Raw genomic sequence first — 14678 nt, forward strand, 5'->3', positions numbered from 1 at the left:
GCGTCGCGCCGGGCCGCGGAGGTCATCCGGGGCCCGGCGCGACACGGCCCGACGAGGGGCCGGGTGGTGCGGCGGTTCTCAGCCGGGCCACGTTCCGGTCACGCGGCGCGTGGCCGTGGCACCCGCCCGGTCGACGGCCGCACGTACACCCGCGAGGATCGCGCCCTGCAGGGCCGCCGCGAGCAGCACCGCCTGCCAGGTGCGGTCCTCGTCGGTGGCCTCCGGCGCGTCGCCGTCGTCGTCGATCCGGCGCCAGACGCGCTTGAAGAGCTGCTGGGCCAGGATGCCGCCGGCGAAGCCGAGCGTGAGGCCGACCGGCTTGTAGACGATCTTCACCGCGTTCATGCGCGCCTCCGGTTCCGACGGCGCAGCAGCAGCCACGCGGTGGTGCCGCCGACGACGACCAGCGCCGCCACGCGCCGGCCGGCCGTGGAGCGCAGCTGCCCCCCGGCCACGACGGCCTGGTGCTTCACCGGTTCCGGCAGCTTCTCCTGCACCGCCTGAGCCACCGCCCTCACCTCGCCGGACAGTTCGGCCACGCGCGTTTCGACCTGCTCCTTGAGTTCGCCCGCCCGGTCGTGCACGCGTGCCTTGACGTCGGTCTTGGCGGCCAACGCCTCGACGGTGCGGCCGAGTTCGTGACGTGCCTGCTCGACGTCGTGGCCCAGCTCTTCGCGGCTGGGTGCGGGGGAACCCTCGTCGGGGGACTGGTTCATCGCCGTGCACTCTCCTTGATCTCCGCCACGTCCGACTTGACGCTTTCGACGGTCTCCCGGGGCGCGGGCGGCCCACCCCGGGACACCTCCTTCTTGCCGCTCAGGGCGAGGAGGGCGGTGACGAGTCCGAGTACGGCGGTCACGATGAGCGCCGCGCACCAGGCGGGCAGCGGTACGGCCAGGGCGCAGATGGCCGTGATGACCAGCGCCTGGAGCGTCAGGAACCCCGTCAGTCCCGCGCCGCCGAACAGGCCGCCCCCTTTTCCGTACCGTTTGCCCTTCTCCTTCAACTCGGCCTGGGCGAGCCGCATTTCGGCCCGCACCAGCTCGGTGAGCTGATGCGAGGCACGCTGGACGAGTTCGTTGACCGGTTCGGACGGGCTGCCCGTGCCGTGCCGGGACGCTGGGGTGGTCATGGTGTGTCGCCTCCTGATTCCTCGGCCCTGCGCGGCGCGGGTACCCGGCTGCGGCGATGCCATCCCGCCCGGTGCCGTGCGATCGCGCTTCCGGACCCGTCCCCTCCGCCGGGCGGGGCGGGTCGCGCGGCCGGGATGCGACGCCCGCGCGCCGCCCGGCCCGAACCCGACGTGTACGCACCGGTGGCTCGGGTACGCGGGCCGGACACCGCAGACGAACACGGCGAAAGGAATCGCAGACATGTCCAAGGTCGAGGAATCCATCGAGGTCGCCGTCCCGGTCAGCGTCGCCTACAACCAGTGGACCCAGTTCGAGGAGTTCCCGCGGTTCATGGGCGGCGTGGAGCGCATCGAACAGCGGACGCCGACGCTGACGCACTGGGTGACGAAGGTCGACGGGGTGTCCCGGGAGTTCGACGCGCAGGTCGTCGAGCAGATCCCGGACGAGCGGGTGGCCTGGACGACGGTGGACGGCGAGGTCCGTCAGGCCGGCGTGGTCACCTTCCACCGGCTGGACGACCGGACCACCAAGGTGATGCTGCAGATGGAGCACGAGCCCCATGGGGCCGCCGAGAAGACGGCGGAGATGCTCGGCGTGGTCAAGCGCCAGGTCACCCAGGACCTCAAGCGCTTCAAGTCGTACATCGAGGGCCGGGGCGCGGAGACCGGTGGCTGGCGCGGTCAGGTGTGAGCCGGGCGGGGCCGGGCCGGGGGGCGCATCTCCCGGCCCCGGCCCCGGCGGTGGGAGGTCATCTTCCGACGGCGGTGGGAGGTCATCTGCCGACCCGTCCCTGGCGGCGGGAACTCGCGTCCGACCCCGGCAGCCCCGCCCCCGGCACGCGCGGCCTTCGCCGCGGGCGCCGTTCGGGAGCGCTTCAGGCGCCGTCCTGGCTCTGGCGTCCCAGCAGGTGCAGATGTTCCAGCGCCTGCCGGACCACCCCGCGCTCCTGCCACCCGAGCCACCGGCCGACCTCCTGGCCGACCGCTTCGAGCGCCTTGACCTGGGCCGGATGCAAGTCCTTGGTGGGGCACTCCAAGTGGGCCGACACGACACCCCGGCAGATGCCCTCCTCGTCCACGAGCGGGACGCTGTGACAGGCCCGGCTGCCGGCGAGCAGGATGGCCCGGCGGTCCCGGTCGTTGAAGACGGGGGCGTCGGCCACGTCGTGCACGGTGACCAGTTCGAGCGCCTCGGCCGCCCGGCCGCATGAGGTGCTGCCCGCGCCGACGACGGCGAAGTGGGCCACGAAACGCGCGTCGAGCCCGGTGTGCCGCACGATGCGCAGCTCCTGCACGGCAGGGTCGGCGATCTGGACGTTCCCCATTCCGGCGCCGACGACGGCCAGCGTCTGGGTGAGGGTGTCGCGCAGCACGTCGGTGCGGTCGGCCTGGCCGGACGCGTCGAGGCCGATGGAGTCGAGCGGAGGCGGCGCCTGGGGCGAGGGACCCGGCAGCCAGTGGCTGCCGCGGCCCTCGGGTCTTGGCGCCCGGGTCACCGCCTCGGCCAGCACCCGGAGTTTGACGTTGTAGTGCTGTGAGGCCAGTCTCAGCAGGGCGAAGGCCGCCTCGGCGTCGGGCAGGCGGTAACGCTCCTCCAGGATCCCCTGGGCGTGGGAGATCAAGGGCCGGGTGCGGACCTGGGCCCGCAAGTGGTGGGCCTCCTCGCGCAGCCGCGCGAGTTCCTCTCTCAGGACGGCCACTTCCCGGGGCACGGGAGCGGGGTTGTCCGTCATGCGGGTCCTTCCGAATGATGGCCGGCGCGGGCCGGCCGCATCCCAACTGTTCTGTCGAGCCCGCGCACCACAGGTCTCCTTGGGGGAACCTCCGGCAGGCGTGGTCTGGACACGTTTCCTGCTGCCCCCGGTCACGATTCCTACACCCGGTCGTCGCGTCCCGTGCCGGTGATCAGGAGCACCGGCACGTCGCGGGTCCGATCGAGCCGGCGGCCGAGCGGGGCCAGGGCGTGGCCGAGCGCGAGGGGGCTGTCCTCGTGGTCGTCGATGAGGAGCAGCGCCGGTTTCGCAGCCCAACTCCCCCGCCCCGCATAGGGAAATCCCTCGCCCTTCGCCCAGTGCCTGGTGCCCGTGTCCGGGTGCTGCGGACACTCGTGCGTCGGTGCGGTTCCCGCCACGAGCCGCGCCGCCGGCCCACCCGCACCTGTCCGCCGCTCCCCGCCTTCCCCGTGCGTCATCGGCGGACGCCCGCACGTCCGAAGCGAAAGGAACCCCCACTCCTATGGAGATACCAAGAGCCGCGAGAGTCCTCACGATCGCGCTGGCCTGTGTGTCCGCATCCGCGATGGCGCTGCCCGCCGCCACGGCCGCACCGGCACCGTCCCCCTCGCCGACGGGCCCCGGCGCGTTCGCCGCGGCGCCGTACACGGCCGATCCCGCACCCGCCGTCCGCAGCCGCGTGGTGGACGCCGCGCAAAAGGCACTCAAGGCCCACGCGAGTGCCGCCCACACGGCGGACGGGGACGCCTTCTCCGTCCGCAACCTGGTGGTCGACCGGGACGGCTCCGCCACCGTCCGCTTCGACCGCACGTACAAGGGTCTCGCGGCCTACGGCGGCGACGTCGTGGTGCGGCTGAGGAAGGACGGCGCCTACCAGTCGCTGGCCACCGGGTCCCAGACCTCGGGGGCCGTCTCCACCGTGCCCCGACTGGCCGCCGCCGACGCCGCGAAGGTGTCACGGGGCGCGTTCAAGGGCCACGTCGACGCGGCTTCGACGCCCCGGCTCGCGGTGCAGATGGAAGGCGCCGACGCCGCGCTGGTGTGGGAGACCGTCGTGAGCGGCACCCGCGCCGACCAGACCCCGAGCCGCCTGCACGTCCTGGTGGACGCCCGTACCGGCACGGTCGTACGGACCCAAGACGAGGTGAGCACGTTCGCCGCCGAGGGGGCCGCGAACGCCTCCGCCTCGAAGGTCGGTGCGGCGGCGAGGGCCGCCGCACCGACGGTCGCCGGAACCGGTCAGTCCATCTACAGCGGCCGGGTCACCCTCGACGTCACGCAGAGCGGCAGCGGTTACTCCCTGCAGGACCCGTCGCACGGGAACGGGTACACGACCAACCTCAACCACGCCACCAGCGGCACCGGTTCGGTCTTCACGAGTTCGAGCGGCACCTTCGGGAACGGCTCCACCAGCGACCCCGCCTCCGCCGGCGCCGACGCGCACTACGGCGCGGCGGAGACGTTCGACTACTACAAGAACGTGCAGGGCCGCAACGGCATCTTCGGCGACGGCCGGGGCGTGCCCTCGCGCACCCACTACGGCAACGCGTATGTGAACGCCTTCTGGGACGGCACCCAGATGACGTACGGCGACGGCCAGAGCAACCAGCGCCCGCTCGTCGAACTCGACGTGGCAGGGCACGAGATGAGCCACGGCGTGAGCGGCGCGCTCACCGGCTGGGACGAGACCGGCGAGACCGGCGGCATGAACGAGGGCACCAGCGACATCTTCGGCACGATGGTGGAGTTCTACGCCAACAACCCGGTCGACAAGCCCGACTACACGATGGGCGAGCTCATCAACATCAGCGGTGACAACCGCCCGCTGCGCTACATGTACAACCCCTCCCTCGACGGCTCGTCCCCGAACTGCTGGAACAGCAGCAACGGCGGCCTCGACCCGCACTACTCGATGGGCCCGCTGAACCACTGGTTCTTCCTCGCCGCCGTCGGCAGCGGTGACCACGGCTACGGCAACAGCCCCACGTGCAACAACTCCACGGTCACCGGCATCGGCAACGACAAGGCCGCCAAGATCTGGTACAAGGCGCTGGCCTCGTACGCCAACAGCAGCGAGAACTACCACCAGGCCCGCACCGACTCGCTGCGTGCCGCCGCCGACCTCTACGGCGCCCACTGCACCGAGTACAACACCATCGACGCCGCCTGGGCCGCCGTCAGCGTCACCGGCACCGACCCCGTCCCCGGCAGCTGCAACAGCCAGCCGGGCGCGCCCTCGGTGACCAACCCCGGCAACCAGAACGGCACCGTGGGCACGGCCGCCTCCCTCCAGATCCAGGCGAGCGACCCCGGGGGCGAGACCCTCACCTACAGCGCGACCGGGCTGCCCGCCGGCCTGTCGATCAACTCGGCCACCGGCCTCATCAGCGGCACCCCCACCACCGCCGGCACGTCCAGCGTGACGGTGACCGCGAAGAACACCGACAACGCCACCGGGACGACGTCCTTCACCTGGACGATCACCGGCGGCGGCAACCCGCCGCAGGGCTGCGGCGACATCCCCGCCTGGAACGCGTCCACCAGCTACGTGCCGGGTGACCAGGTGGCGTACAACGGCCACACGTGGTCCTCGACCTGGTACTCCACCGGTGCCACTCCGGGTGCGCCCGGGTCCTGGGCGGTCTGGAAGGACGGTGGCGCCTGCTGATCCTTCCCGCTTGATCACAGCAACTTCCCCGCGCCGCCGGGCCGTTGGTCACTCGACCGACGGCCCGGTCCGCGTTCCCGGGGCCAGTGGCGGCCCTGCTCGATTGGTCTTGACCTTTGCCCGAGAGCGGTCCTACATTCGGCGCGGCACCATGAATGGCGGGTTCGTGCTGGACGTCTGACACGTGAACGAGGCTGTGGCGTAAGGGGCTTGCGATGATCGAGCCGACCACCGTGCCGTCCGGCACCCGGCCGCCCACGCCTTCGTGCCCGCCCGCCCCGCCCTGGCCCACGACGCCGACCGGACCCGGGCCCGTCGAGCGCGGCGCCCTGTGCGACACCGTCCGCGACCACCTCAGCGGCCCCGGCGGCGTCCTGCTCACCGGCCCCGCCGGCATCGGCAGGACGACGGTGATCTCCCGGCTCACCGCGGACCTCGGTGCCCGAGGCCACCGGATCCTGCGCTGCGCACCCTCCCCAGCCGACCGCGACAGCCCCTTCCTCGGGCTCATCGACCTGCTGACCGGCGTGTCCGACGACACCTTCGCCGCCCTGGCCGTCCACGAGCGGGCCGTCCTCGATGCCGCCCTGCTCCGCGGTCCGTGCCCCTTCGGCGCGGACCCGCTCGGCGGGCCCGGTGGCGCCGCCGGGCGTGACGCGCTCGTCTTGCGGATCGCCGTGCGCAAGGTGCTCGCCCTGCTGCGCCGCGACGCTCCCGTCCTGCTGGTCGTGGACGACGCGCAGTGGCTCGACCGCCCCACGGCCCAGGTCCTCGACCACCTCGCCCGGCGCGCCGATCCGGGGCTCGCCGTACTCGCCGCGCTGCGTACGGGCGACGGGGCGGGAGCGCCGATCGGCCTGACCGGCGCCCACGGCGACGCCCTTGACCTGTGCCCGCGCCCGGCCCGCCGGATCCTGGTGCCCCCGCTCACCGCCCACGAGCTCGCCGAACTCCTGGAGCGCCACGACCATCCTTCCTGGCCCCGCCCGCTGATGGCCCGCCTGCACCAGGCGAGCGGCGGCAACCCCCGCATCGCCCTGGAGCTCAGCGCCGCACTCGACGAACGCGTACGGACGGAGGGCGCCGGACCGCCCGGCCCGGACGAACCCCTCCCGCTGCCCGAGTCACTGCGCCGCCCCGTCCTCGACCGGCTCGACGCGCTGCCGCCCGGCGCCCGGCACACGCTGGTCCTGGCCGGCGCCGCCGCGCGGCCCACCGTGGAGCTGCTGCGCCGGGCCGGCCGAGAAGAGGCCGCGTCCGATCTGGACCTCTGCGCCCGGCGCGGCATCGTCCGCGTCCTGTCGGCCTCGGACCACGGCACCGTTGCGTTCCTCGATCCGCTCACGCCGCTGGTGCTGCGCTCGGCGACCGCGTACGACCGTCTGATGGAGGCGCACCGGGCACTCGCCGGGGCGAGCGACGACGCCGTGGAGCGTGCCCATCACCTGGCCCGGCTCGCGGCGGGCCCCGATCCGGTGGTGGCGACCCGGCTGGCCGCGGCCGCCTCGGCGGCCCGCCGCCGGGGTGCGCCCGGAACGGCGGCGCGGCTGGGGCGGCTGGCCGCCGAGTACACGCCGGCCGGTCAGGCCGCCGTCGACACCGACCGCCGGCTCACCGCCGCCGAGGACGGGATCGAGGCCGGCGACCTCGACTTCGCCCGGCAGCTCGCGCACGAGGTGCTCGGCGCGGCCGACCTGCCCGCCGACCGGGTGCGCGCCTGGAACGTCGTCATCGACTCCTGCGGCCAGGCCATGGCCGAGATCGCCGATGTGTTCCCCGAGGCGGTGCGGGACGCGGCGGGCGACCCCGAACTGCTGGCCCAGCTGCACTACCGGATGAGCTGGCGCGCCTGGATGGTGGGCGGTTCCGCCGCGCGCGCCCACGCCCACGCGGCCCACGCCGCCGAACTCGCCGCCCGCACCGGCGACCGCAGGACCGAGCTCATGGCGCTCACCCAGCAGGCGGCCCTCGAACTCTTCCTGGGGAACCCGCGGGCCGAGTCGACCCTGGCCGCGGCCCTCGCGGCGCCGCACGACGTACACGCCATGACGCATCACAACGGGCCCGTCTACCTCAAGTACCGCTTCCATCTGGTACGGGACGAACTCGACGCCGCGCGGGCCGAGTTGCGCACCCTCGTCTACCGGCTGCGCCAGCGGGGCTCGGCCGACAGTCTGAGCCAGTGCCTGATCGGGCTGGCCCAGGTCGAGATCCAGCGCGGACGCTGCCGACCTGCCCTGCACATCGCCCGGCAGAGCCTGCGCATCGTCGAGGAGGCAGGTCTCAGCCAGGGCCCCGCCTGGTACGCGGTCTCGCTCGCGGAGACGGCCGGCGGCAGCCTCCGTCAGGCGCTGAGCGCGGCGGAGACGGCCCGCCGGTACAGCGAGGACGACGACGACCGGCTCTTCCTGCCCCGGGCACTGCACGCGGCGGGCCGGGTCAGGCTGTTCAGCGGGCAGAGCTCCCAGGCGGTCGAACTCCTCGCTCGAGTTGCCGAGTTGGAGACCGCCCAGGGCCAGGGCGACCCGGCGACGCGGCGCTGGCACGCCGACCTCGCGGAGGCCCTGGCGGCCGACGGCGCGCCGGACGAGGCGGCTGCGGTCATCGCCGCGGCCCGGCGTCAGGCGGAGCGCCTCGGCCGGCTCGGCATCCTCGCCACATTGGACCGCGCGAGTGCGGCGGTCGACGTCGAGCGGGGCGAACTGGCCCTCGCAGTAAGGAAGTTGGAAGGCTCCACCGTACGGCTACGGGCGACGGGGCACCTCCTGGAGGAGGCGCGCAGCCGGGTGGCGCTCGGCCGGGTGCGGCGCCTGCTCGGCGACGAGGAGGCCGCCCGGTCCGCCTACGCCGGGGCGTTGCGCCTCTTCACCAAGGCGGACGCCCGCCCCTGGATCGCCATGACCCGCGCCGAACGCGACCGCGTCCAGGACGGTCCGGCAGGCCTGCCGGACGGCGGTTCCTGGTCGGACCGTCTGACGTCGACCGAGCGCAGCGTGGTCGCCCGCGTTGCGCAGGGCGCCAGCAACCGCGAGATCGCGGCGGGCCTCGTCGTCAGCGTGAAGACCGTGGAGGCGGCCCTGACCCGGGCCTATCGCAAGCTGGGCGCGAAGTCGCGGGTGGAGATCACCCGCATGGTGATGATGGCGCGACCCACGGCATAGAACGCCCGTCCCCCTCCCCCGAGTTGGCGGTACGGGATCACACGCCCTCCTCCCGCCGGACGCGGAAGGCACCCCCGGCGGCCGCCAGCACCGCTGCCTCGGCGGCTCGTTCCGGCAGCCGCGGGTCCGGGTCGGCGCGCAGGAGCACCAGCTGGTGGTAGAGCGGAGCCGTGGCCGCGATCAGCAGGCTCCGCGCGTCCGGGTGCGGTGCGGGGAGTTCGCCGCGCTCGACGGCGCGCTCGACGAGGATCTCGCACTGGGCGTACCGGTCCGCCCACAGCTGCGTCTGGGCCCGTGCGGCCTGTTCGGAGTGGAAGGAGGCGGCCATCAGGGCGACGGCGAGCGACGGCCGTACGACCAGTGACTCCTGGATCTCCCCGTTGAGGGCCGTCAGATCGCCGCGCAGCGAGCCGGTGTCCGGCGGCTGCCAGTCGATCTCCCCGGCGGCGGAAATGACGTCGACGAGCAGGCCGCCGACATCGCGCCAGCGCCGGTAGACCGTGGCGCGGTGTACGCCGGCCCTCGTCGCGACGCCCTCCATCGTGAGTCCTTCGTGACCGCGTTCGGCGAGTTCGGCGCGTACCGCGTCGAGGACCTGGGCGCGGACCCGGGCGGTGCGCCCACCCGGACGGCGGTCCGGCGTCGTGTCATGGGGGTCTGTCATCGGCATTCGGTATCCGGTTGATCAGGGGCCAAGGCTGTGCCAGCATCTTAACGCGACAGTTGTCGCTCTGGACTCACTGGAGAGGAACCGCCTCCTCGATGCCGCCCGTGCCCGCTGATCCCACCGTGCTCCACCCGATGCCCGAGCACCCGCGCGTGGTGCTGCTCAAGCCGCTCGTGAAGTCGCCGCTGATCGAGGTCGGTGACTTCTCCTACTACGACGATCCGGACGACCCGACCGCCTTCGAGACGCGCAACGTCCTGTACCACTACGGTCCGGAGCGGCTCGTCATCGGCAAGTACTGTGCGCTGGGGACGGGCACCCGGTTCCTCATGAACGGCGCCAACCACCGCATGGACGGCCCGTCCACCTTCCCGTTCCCCACCATGGGAGGGCCCTGGACGGAGCACTTCGACCTGATCACCGACCTGCCCGGCCGGGGCGACACGGTCGTCGGCAACGACGTGTGGTTCGGCCACGGCGCCACGGTCATGCCCGGTGTGCGCATCGGTCACGGCGCGATCGTCGCCGCCGGCGCCGTGGTCACCGGTGACGTTCCCGACTACGGCATCGTCGGCGGCAACCCGGCCCGGCTCATCCGCACCCGCTACGACGCGGCGGACATCGCCCGGCTCCTCGACGTGGCGTGGTGGGACTGGCCCGTGCGGCACATCACCAGGCACGTGCGGACGATCATGTCGGGAACCGTCGCCGAACTGGAGGAGGCCGCCGCGCAGACCGAGCGGCCCTGATCCCGAGACCTCGCCTTCCCGCCCGCCCGTCCCGCGCCAGAATCGAGTGATCGCCCTTGTCCCGTCGCCCCGCCCACATCGCGATGGTCGGCGTCCCCATCGTCAGCCACGTCCTGCCCGGTCTCGCGCTCATCCGGGAGCTGGTGGCCCGCGGACACCGGGTCACCTACGCCAACGACCCGTTCGTGGCGGACCGGATCGAGTCCGCCGGCGCGGAGCTGGTGCCCTGCACCTCCACGCTGCCCGTCGCGGACAACAACTGGCCCGCCGATCCCATCGCCGCGGCGAGCCTCTTCCTCGACGACGCCGTCCAGGCGCTGCCCCAGCTGCGCGCCGCCTACGACGACGATCCGGCCGACCTGTACCTCTACGACATCGGCGCCCATGCCGGACGGGCCCTCGCCGAGGCCCAGGGCCGTCCCCTCGTGCAGCTGTCCCCGACGTTCGTCGGCTGGGACGGCTATCAGGAGGAGGTCGGCGCCCAGCTGCGCAAGCTGCCGGGCGCCGACGCGTACCGGGACAGGTTCACGCGGTGGCTCGCCGACTGCGGTGCGACCACCACGGACGTGGACGCGTTCTGCGGCCCGCCCTCCCGGACCCTCGCCCTGATCCCGCGCGCGATGCAGCCGCACGCCGACCGGGTCGACGCCGACACGGTGACCTTCGTCGGACCCTGCTTCGACACCCGGGCGGACACGGGCGGCTGGACACGCCCGGCCGGCGCGGACAAGGTACTGCTCGTCTCGCTCGGTTCGGCATACACGAACCGACCCGCGTTCTACCGCCAGTGCATCGCCGCCTTCGGCGGCCTGCCCGGCTGGCACGTCGTTCTGCAAATAGGCAAGTACACCGACCCCGCGGAACTCGGCGCCGTCCCGCCCAACGTCGAAGTGCACTCCTGGGTCCCGCAGCGGTCGATCCTGGAACAGGCCGACGCCTTCGTCACCCACGCCGGCATGGGCGGCTGCGGCGAAGGGCTCCTCGCCGGCGTTCCGATGATCGCCGTCCCGCAGGGAGCCGAGCAGTTCATGAACGCCGACCGGCTCGTGGAACTCGGCGTCGCCCGCCGTGTGGACACCGCGGACGCCACGGCGGAGACCCTCCGCGCGGCTCTGGACGACCTGGTCACGGATCCGGAACGCGTCAACCGGTCCGAGCAGTTGCGGGCCGCGGCCCGGGCCGAGGGCGGCACCCAGCGCGCCGCCGACCTGATCGAGGCCGTCCTGACCGCCGCCGAAGACCCCGGGCTCTGAGGCCGGCGCCGCATCTCCACCCCGCTCGGCGACGCCGGCACGGCCGCGCGCTCCTGCACCACCTGCCCCGCATGCCGCCTGCCCGAGCGCCTCACGCCTCGGGAACCGGTGCCCGGTCCGGATTTCGCCCCTTGCGCCGACGGCGGTTAGGCGAACGTTAGCGCGGCCTGAAACGATCACCCCGGTACCGTGGCCAATGGCCGGGCCACACCGTGGCGAACGGCGTTCGGCACCTGGACCCGATGCCGTACGAGGCAGCCCGTGAAAGGACCCGATGCACGCCGACGAACGAGCCCGCGCCGTCAACGGCAAGGCGCCTCGGCCCACCGCGGCCCCGTCCCGTCCGACCGGCCGGGGCGGTGCGCCCGGACTCCTCGCCCTGCAGGCCGGCGCCGGAAACACCGCCGTCATCCAGACGCTCCGGACCACCGGCCACGCCTGGGCCCAGCCTCGGGCCACGTCAACTCCGGCCGTGCAGCGGGTGGTTGAGGGCGAGGCGGCGGACGGGCAGGTGGCCGCTCCGATCCCGGCCGCGCAGGTCGTACCGGCGGGCCCGGCCGCGCCCGCCGCCCCGGCCCAGCAGCCGGGCGCGGCCCCTCGGACCGAGGACGCGCCCCAGACCGAGGCCGGCGTCCCGCCGGAGCTGGGTGAGGCCACGGAGGCCACCGGGCCCAAGTACCTCCTGCAGATCCAGGTGTCGAAATCCAGCCGGTCCCATCGGGCCGACTTCTCCGCGGGCGGCTTCGGACACGCCTGGGTGGCCCTGTACTCGAAGCAGCCGGGCCGCAAGGCGCAGTGCACCACGTACGGCTTCTTCCCGGCCACGACCCCCAACGGTCTCGAAGCCCTCAAAACGGTCCCCGGCACCGTGCTGGTGGACCACGACAAGCCCGACCGCGCGAGCGCCAAGCTGGACCCGATCGGGCTCACGGAGGCGCAGGCCGAGGCGGTCAAGAGGTACGCGAGCGCCAACAGCTCCCATGCGTACAACCTGTTGAGCTTCAACTGCACGAGTTTCGCCCGCGGCCTGTACAAGGCGGCCACGGGTCTTGAGGCCCCGGGCGTGGGTCTGCCGATCCTGGAGAACCCGAATCTGCTGCAGGACAAGATCAAGCAGTTCAACGACCGGCAGAAGGTCGACCGCAAGGGTCCCGCGATCAAGGCGAGCGACAACAGCGACAGCGAGACGGACTCCGAGTCCGACGAGGAGATCTGGCACAACCACCGCAAGGCGCCCGTACCGGCACCGGTTTCGGCCCCGACTCCGGTGCAGGATCCGGCCGTTCCGGCGCGCCCCCGTTTCGAGATCGAGTGAGACGGCGCCCGCCCGGGCGCCCTCCGGGTGCCGGACGCCCGGGCGTTGCGCCGAGCGCGGCACGATAGGGTCCCCGCATGTCGGACGCGCTGGCCACGGCCATCACCGCTGCGGCGGGCCTCGGCGGGGCACTGCTCGGCGCGGTGCTTCCGCAGCGCTTCAACGCCCGCGAACGCGCCGCCGAGGCCGAACTCACCGAGCGCAGACGGTCGTTCGAGGAGCGCCGCGAGGCGTACACCGCGATGAACCGGTCCTCGGAGCAGTTCCACACGCTCCTCAAGGACGCCCTGCACCGCATGCGCGACGGCGTGTACACCGACGAGGACCGGACCCGGCTCGAAGAGTCCCGCAGGGAGTACCGCGACCGCTACGCGGCGGCCCAGATGATCGTTCCGCTGCGCGTCATGGAGGCGTCCCGGGCACTCAACAGGGTTCTCGCGGAGGTCGACGCCGGGGCCAAGCGCGTGGACCGCGGTCTCGGGCGCGACGGGGAGAGCCCCGAGCAGCTGCTCATCACGGTCCGGCAGGCCGAGCCACGTCTGGTGGCGATGCGCACGCTGATGCGGGAGGACCTGGGGATCCTGGACGCATGAGCGGGCGCCGGGCCCCGGCCCTCAGGTCTCGATCGTGGCGACGGCCTCGACCCCATAGGTGCGGGCGTAGCCGTTCTCGGTGCCGACGAGAAGGTCGACGACCTCGAAGTACCGGTCCCAGAACGGGGTTTCGCGCAGGGCGTCGATGAGGAGCTGGTACGCCTGATGGTCGTCCGCCTCCCACACCCACACATCGGTGACGCGCGCCGAGTAGAACTCGGTGTCGTAGAAGCGTGAACGGACGCCGCTGGTCCTGGACTTGATCGCGGGGAGAACCTGGGTGGTGAAGGCCTCGATGCGTTCGGGGACGCTCAGGGCGAGCCACTCGGGGGTGGTCTTGACGAGCATGAACGCGGTGACGGGCGGTTGGGCCGTGTCGGCGGGCATGGGTGTGCCTCCAAGTGTGCTGATCGTGAGGGGTGTTGAGGCGGCGACCGGTATCCGGTCCGGCCCCTGGCGGGCGAGGCTCAGCCGAGGACCGCGGGCTTGAGGACCCGGGCGCACCACTGCTCGAAGCTGGTGGGCGACGCGGTGGCGCGGGTACGGGTGACACCGGCGTCGAGGCCCGCGTCCTTGGCGCGCTTCATGTCGACGATGCCCTGGACGAACGTGTCGTCGAGGCCGTAGCCGATGAGGGTCGTGTAGAGCTCGTCGAACGGCTGGCGCTCGTAGCGGACCGGGCGGCCGAGCTGCTCGGTCATGATGCGGGCGACGTCGTTCGGCGAGAGGTCCTGCGGGCCGAGTACGGGGACGCTGTCGACGCCGGTCCAGGAGCGGTTGACGAGCAGGCCAGCGGCGACGGCCGCGATGTCGGCGACGGACACGAGCGGGCCCTTGCGGTCCGGTTCGACCACGTCCACGAAGACGCCCTTGTCCCGGATGGACTCGACCTCTTCGAGGAGGTTCTCGAAGAACGACGGGTTGGCCAGGGCCCGGTAGGCGACGCCGCTGCCTGCGATCAGGTCGTCCATCTTCAGGGACGCGGTGACGAGGCCGGCCTCGTCGGCGAGCGGCGTGCCACGGCCGAGGGCGGAGACGCCCACGACATGGCGCACGCCGTGGGTGGCGAACGCCCGCACGGCGGGGAGCGTGAAACCGCTGAACCCGTCGTGCGGGGTCAGGGACGCGTCCGGCGGCACCAGCCAGAACACGGCGTCCGCCCCGGCGAAGGCCCGGTCGAGCACCTCCGGGTCGCCGTGCGAGCCGGTGACGACGTCCACCCGCTCCCGCACCTCCTGCGTGAGCCGGGCGGGGTCACGCGCGATCACCCGGAGTTCCTCGCCCGTGCCGGGCTCGGACTCCAGGAGGCGGGTGAGCAGATGACGACCGATGTTCCCGGTCGGAGCGGTAATGACGATCATGAAAACCTCGTAGGTCGCACGGTTCGGTACGCACTCATCCTGTGGA

General features: G+C 72.8%; 15 protein-coding genes. 7 read left to right on the forward strand and 8 right to left on the reverse strand.

The features are described from left to right. Positions 1-78: 78 nt before the first annotated feature. The 3 genes from ACGF3I_RS05125 to ACGF3I_RS05135 are packed head-to-tail and all read right to left on the reverse strand — an operon-like array spanning position 79 to position 1132. Positions 79-345, reverse strand: a complete 267-nt coding sequence (locus tag ACGF3I_RS05125) for a DUF4235 domain-containing protein (RefSeq protein WP_393129205.1) — start codon at positions 343-345, stop codon at positions 79-81. Then, complete coding sequence (locus ACGF3I_RS05130) at positions 342-716, reverse strand: DUF3618 domain-containing protein (RefSeq protein WP_393129206.1); 375 nt, start codon at positions 714-716, stop codon at positions 342-344. Before ACGF3I_RS05130 ends, ACGF3I_RS05125 begins: the two co-directional genes overlap by 4 nt. Further along, complete coding sequence (locus ACGF3I_RS05135; RefSeq protein WP_393129207.1) at positions 713-1132, reverse strand: phage holin family protein; 420 nt, start codon at positions 1130-1132, stop codon at positions 713-715. Before ACGF3I_RS05135 ends, ACGF3I_RS05130 begins: the two co-directional genes overlap by 4 nt. 241 nt (positions 1133-1373) lie before the next feature. Between ACGF3I_RS05135 and ACGF3I_RS05140 the strand changes: the two genes are divergently transcribed. After that, positions 1374-1823: an SRPBCC family protein gene (locus ACGF3I_RS05140; protein ID WP_393129208.1), complete on the forward strand. Its 450-nt coding sequence runs from the start codon at positions 1374-1376 to the stop codon at positions 1821-1823. Between the two features lie 184 nt (positions 1824-2007). Here the strand turns inward: ACGF3I_RS05140 and ACGF3I_RS05145 are convergent, their stop codons facing one another. Further along, positions 2008-2865, reverse strand: coding sequence for an ANTAR domain-containing protein (locus ACGF3I_RS05145; protein WP_393129209.1), 858 nt, complete (start codon positions 2863-2865; stop codon positions 2008-2010). A 140-nt stretch (positions 2866-3005) separates the two neighbouring features. Then, the gene (locus ACGF3I_RS05150; RefSeq protein ID WP_393129210.1) at positions 3006-3263 is read right to left on the reverse strand and encodes a hypothetical protein; all 258 of its coding nucleotides are present in this window, start codon (positions 3261-3263) and stop codon (positions 3006-3008) included. Positions 3264-3367: 104 nt separating this feature from the next. Between ACGF3I_RS05150 and ACGF3I_RS05155 the strand changes: the two genes are divergently transcribed. Next, the gene (locus ACGF3I_RS05155) at positions 3368-5533 is read left to right on the forward strand and encodes a M4 family metallopeptidase (RefSeq protein ID WP_393129211.1); all 2166 of its coding nucleotides are present in this window, start codon (positions 3368-3370) and stop codon (positions 5531-5533) included. A gap of 215 nt (positions 5534-5748) precedes the next feature. Further along, a complete protein-coding gene (locus ACGF3I_RS05160) occupies positions 5749-8694 on the forward strand; it encodes an AAA family ATPase (protein WP_393129212.1) in 2946 nt (981 codons plus the stop codon). Positions 8695-8731: 37 nt separating this feature from the next. Here the strand turns inward: ACGF3I_RS05160 and ACGF3I_RS05165 are convergent, their stop codons facing one another. Continuing rightward, on the reverse strand, positions 8732-9358 hold the full coding sequence (locus tag ACGF3I_RS05165) for a TetR/AcrR family transcriptional regulator (RefSeq protein WP_393129213.1): 627 nt from the start codon (positions 9356-9358) through the stop codon (positions 8732-8734). Between the two features lie 98 nt (positions 9359-9456). Here ACGF3I_RS05165 and ACGF3I_RS05170 point away from each other — a divergent pair, with 98 nt between their 5' ends. The 4 genes from ACGF3I_RS05170 (at position 9457) to ACGF3I_RS05185 (ending at position 13271) form a co-directional block, all read left to right on the forward strand. Beyond that, complete coding sequence (locus ACGF3I_RS05170) at positions 9457-10110, forward strand: CatB-related O-acetyltransferase (protein ID WP_393129214.1); 654 nt, start codon at positions 9457-9459, stop codon at positions 10108-10110. An 83-nt stretch (positions 10111-10193) separates the two neighbouring features. Next, positions 10194-11363: a macrolide family glycosyltransferase gene (locus ACGF3I_RS05175; protein WP_393129707.1), complete on the forward strand. Its 1170-nt coding sequence runs from the start codon at positions 10194-10196 to the stop codon at positions 11361-11363. A gap of 274 nt (positions 11364-11637) precedes the next feature. Then, positions 11638-12678 (forward strand): hypothetical protein, encoded by a 1041-nt coding sequence (locus ACGF3I_RS05180; protein ID WP_393129215.1) that lies wholly within the window; start codon positions 11638-11640, stop codon positions 12676-12678. 77 nt (positions 12679-12755) lie between these two features. Continuing rightward, on the forward strand, positions 12756-13271 hold the full coding sequence (locus tag ACGF3I_RS05185; protein ID WP_393129216.1) for a hypothetical protein: 516 nt from the start codon (positions 12756-12758) through the stop codon (positions 13269-13271). 21 nt (positions 13272-13292) lie between these two features. On the opposite strand, the gene ACGF3I_RS05190 is transcribed toward ACGF3I_RS05185, so the two are convergent. Next, positions 13293-13658, reverse strand: coding sequence for a darcynin family protein (locus ACGF3I_RS05190; RefSeq protein WP_393129217.1), 366 nt, complete (start codon positions 13656-13658; stop codon positions 13293-13295). 80 nt (positions 13659-13738) lie between these two features. Continuing rightward, positions 13739-14632, reverse strand: a complete 894-nt coding sequence (locus ACGF3I_RS05195; protein WP_393129218.1) for an NAD(P)H-binding protein — start codon at positions 14630-14632, stop codon at positions 13739-13741. Positions 14633-14678: the final 46 nt, after the last annotated feature.

It is taken from the genome of Streptomyces sp. NPDC048111, from assembly GCF_043202815.1.
Lineage (GTDB): Bacteria > Actinomycetota > Actinomycetes > Streptomycetales > Streptomycetaceae > Streptomyces.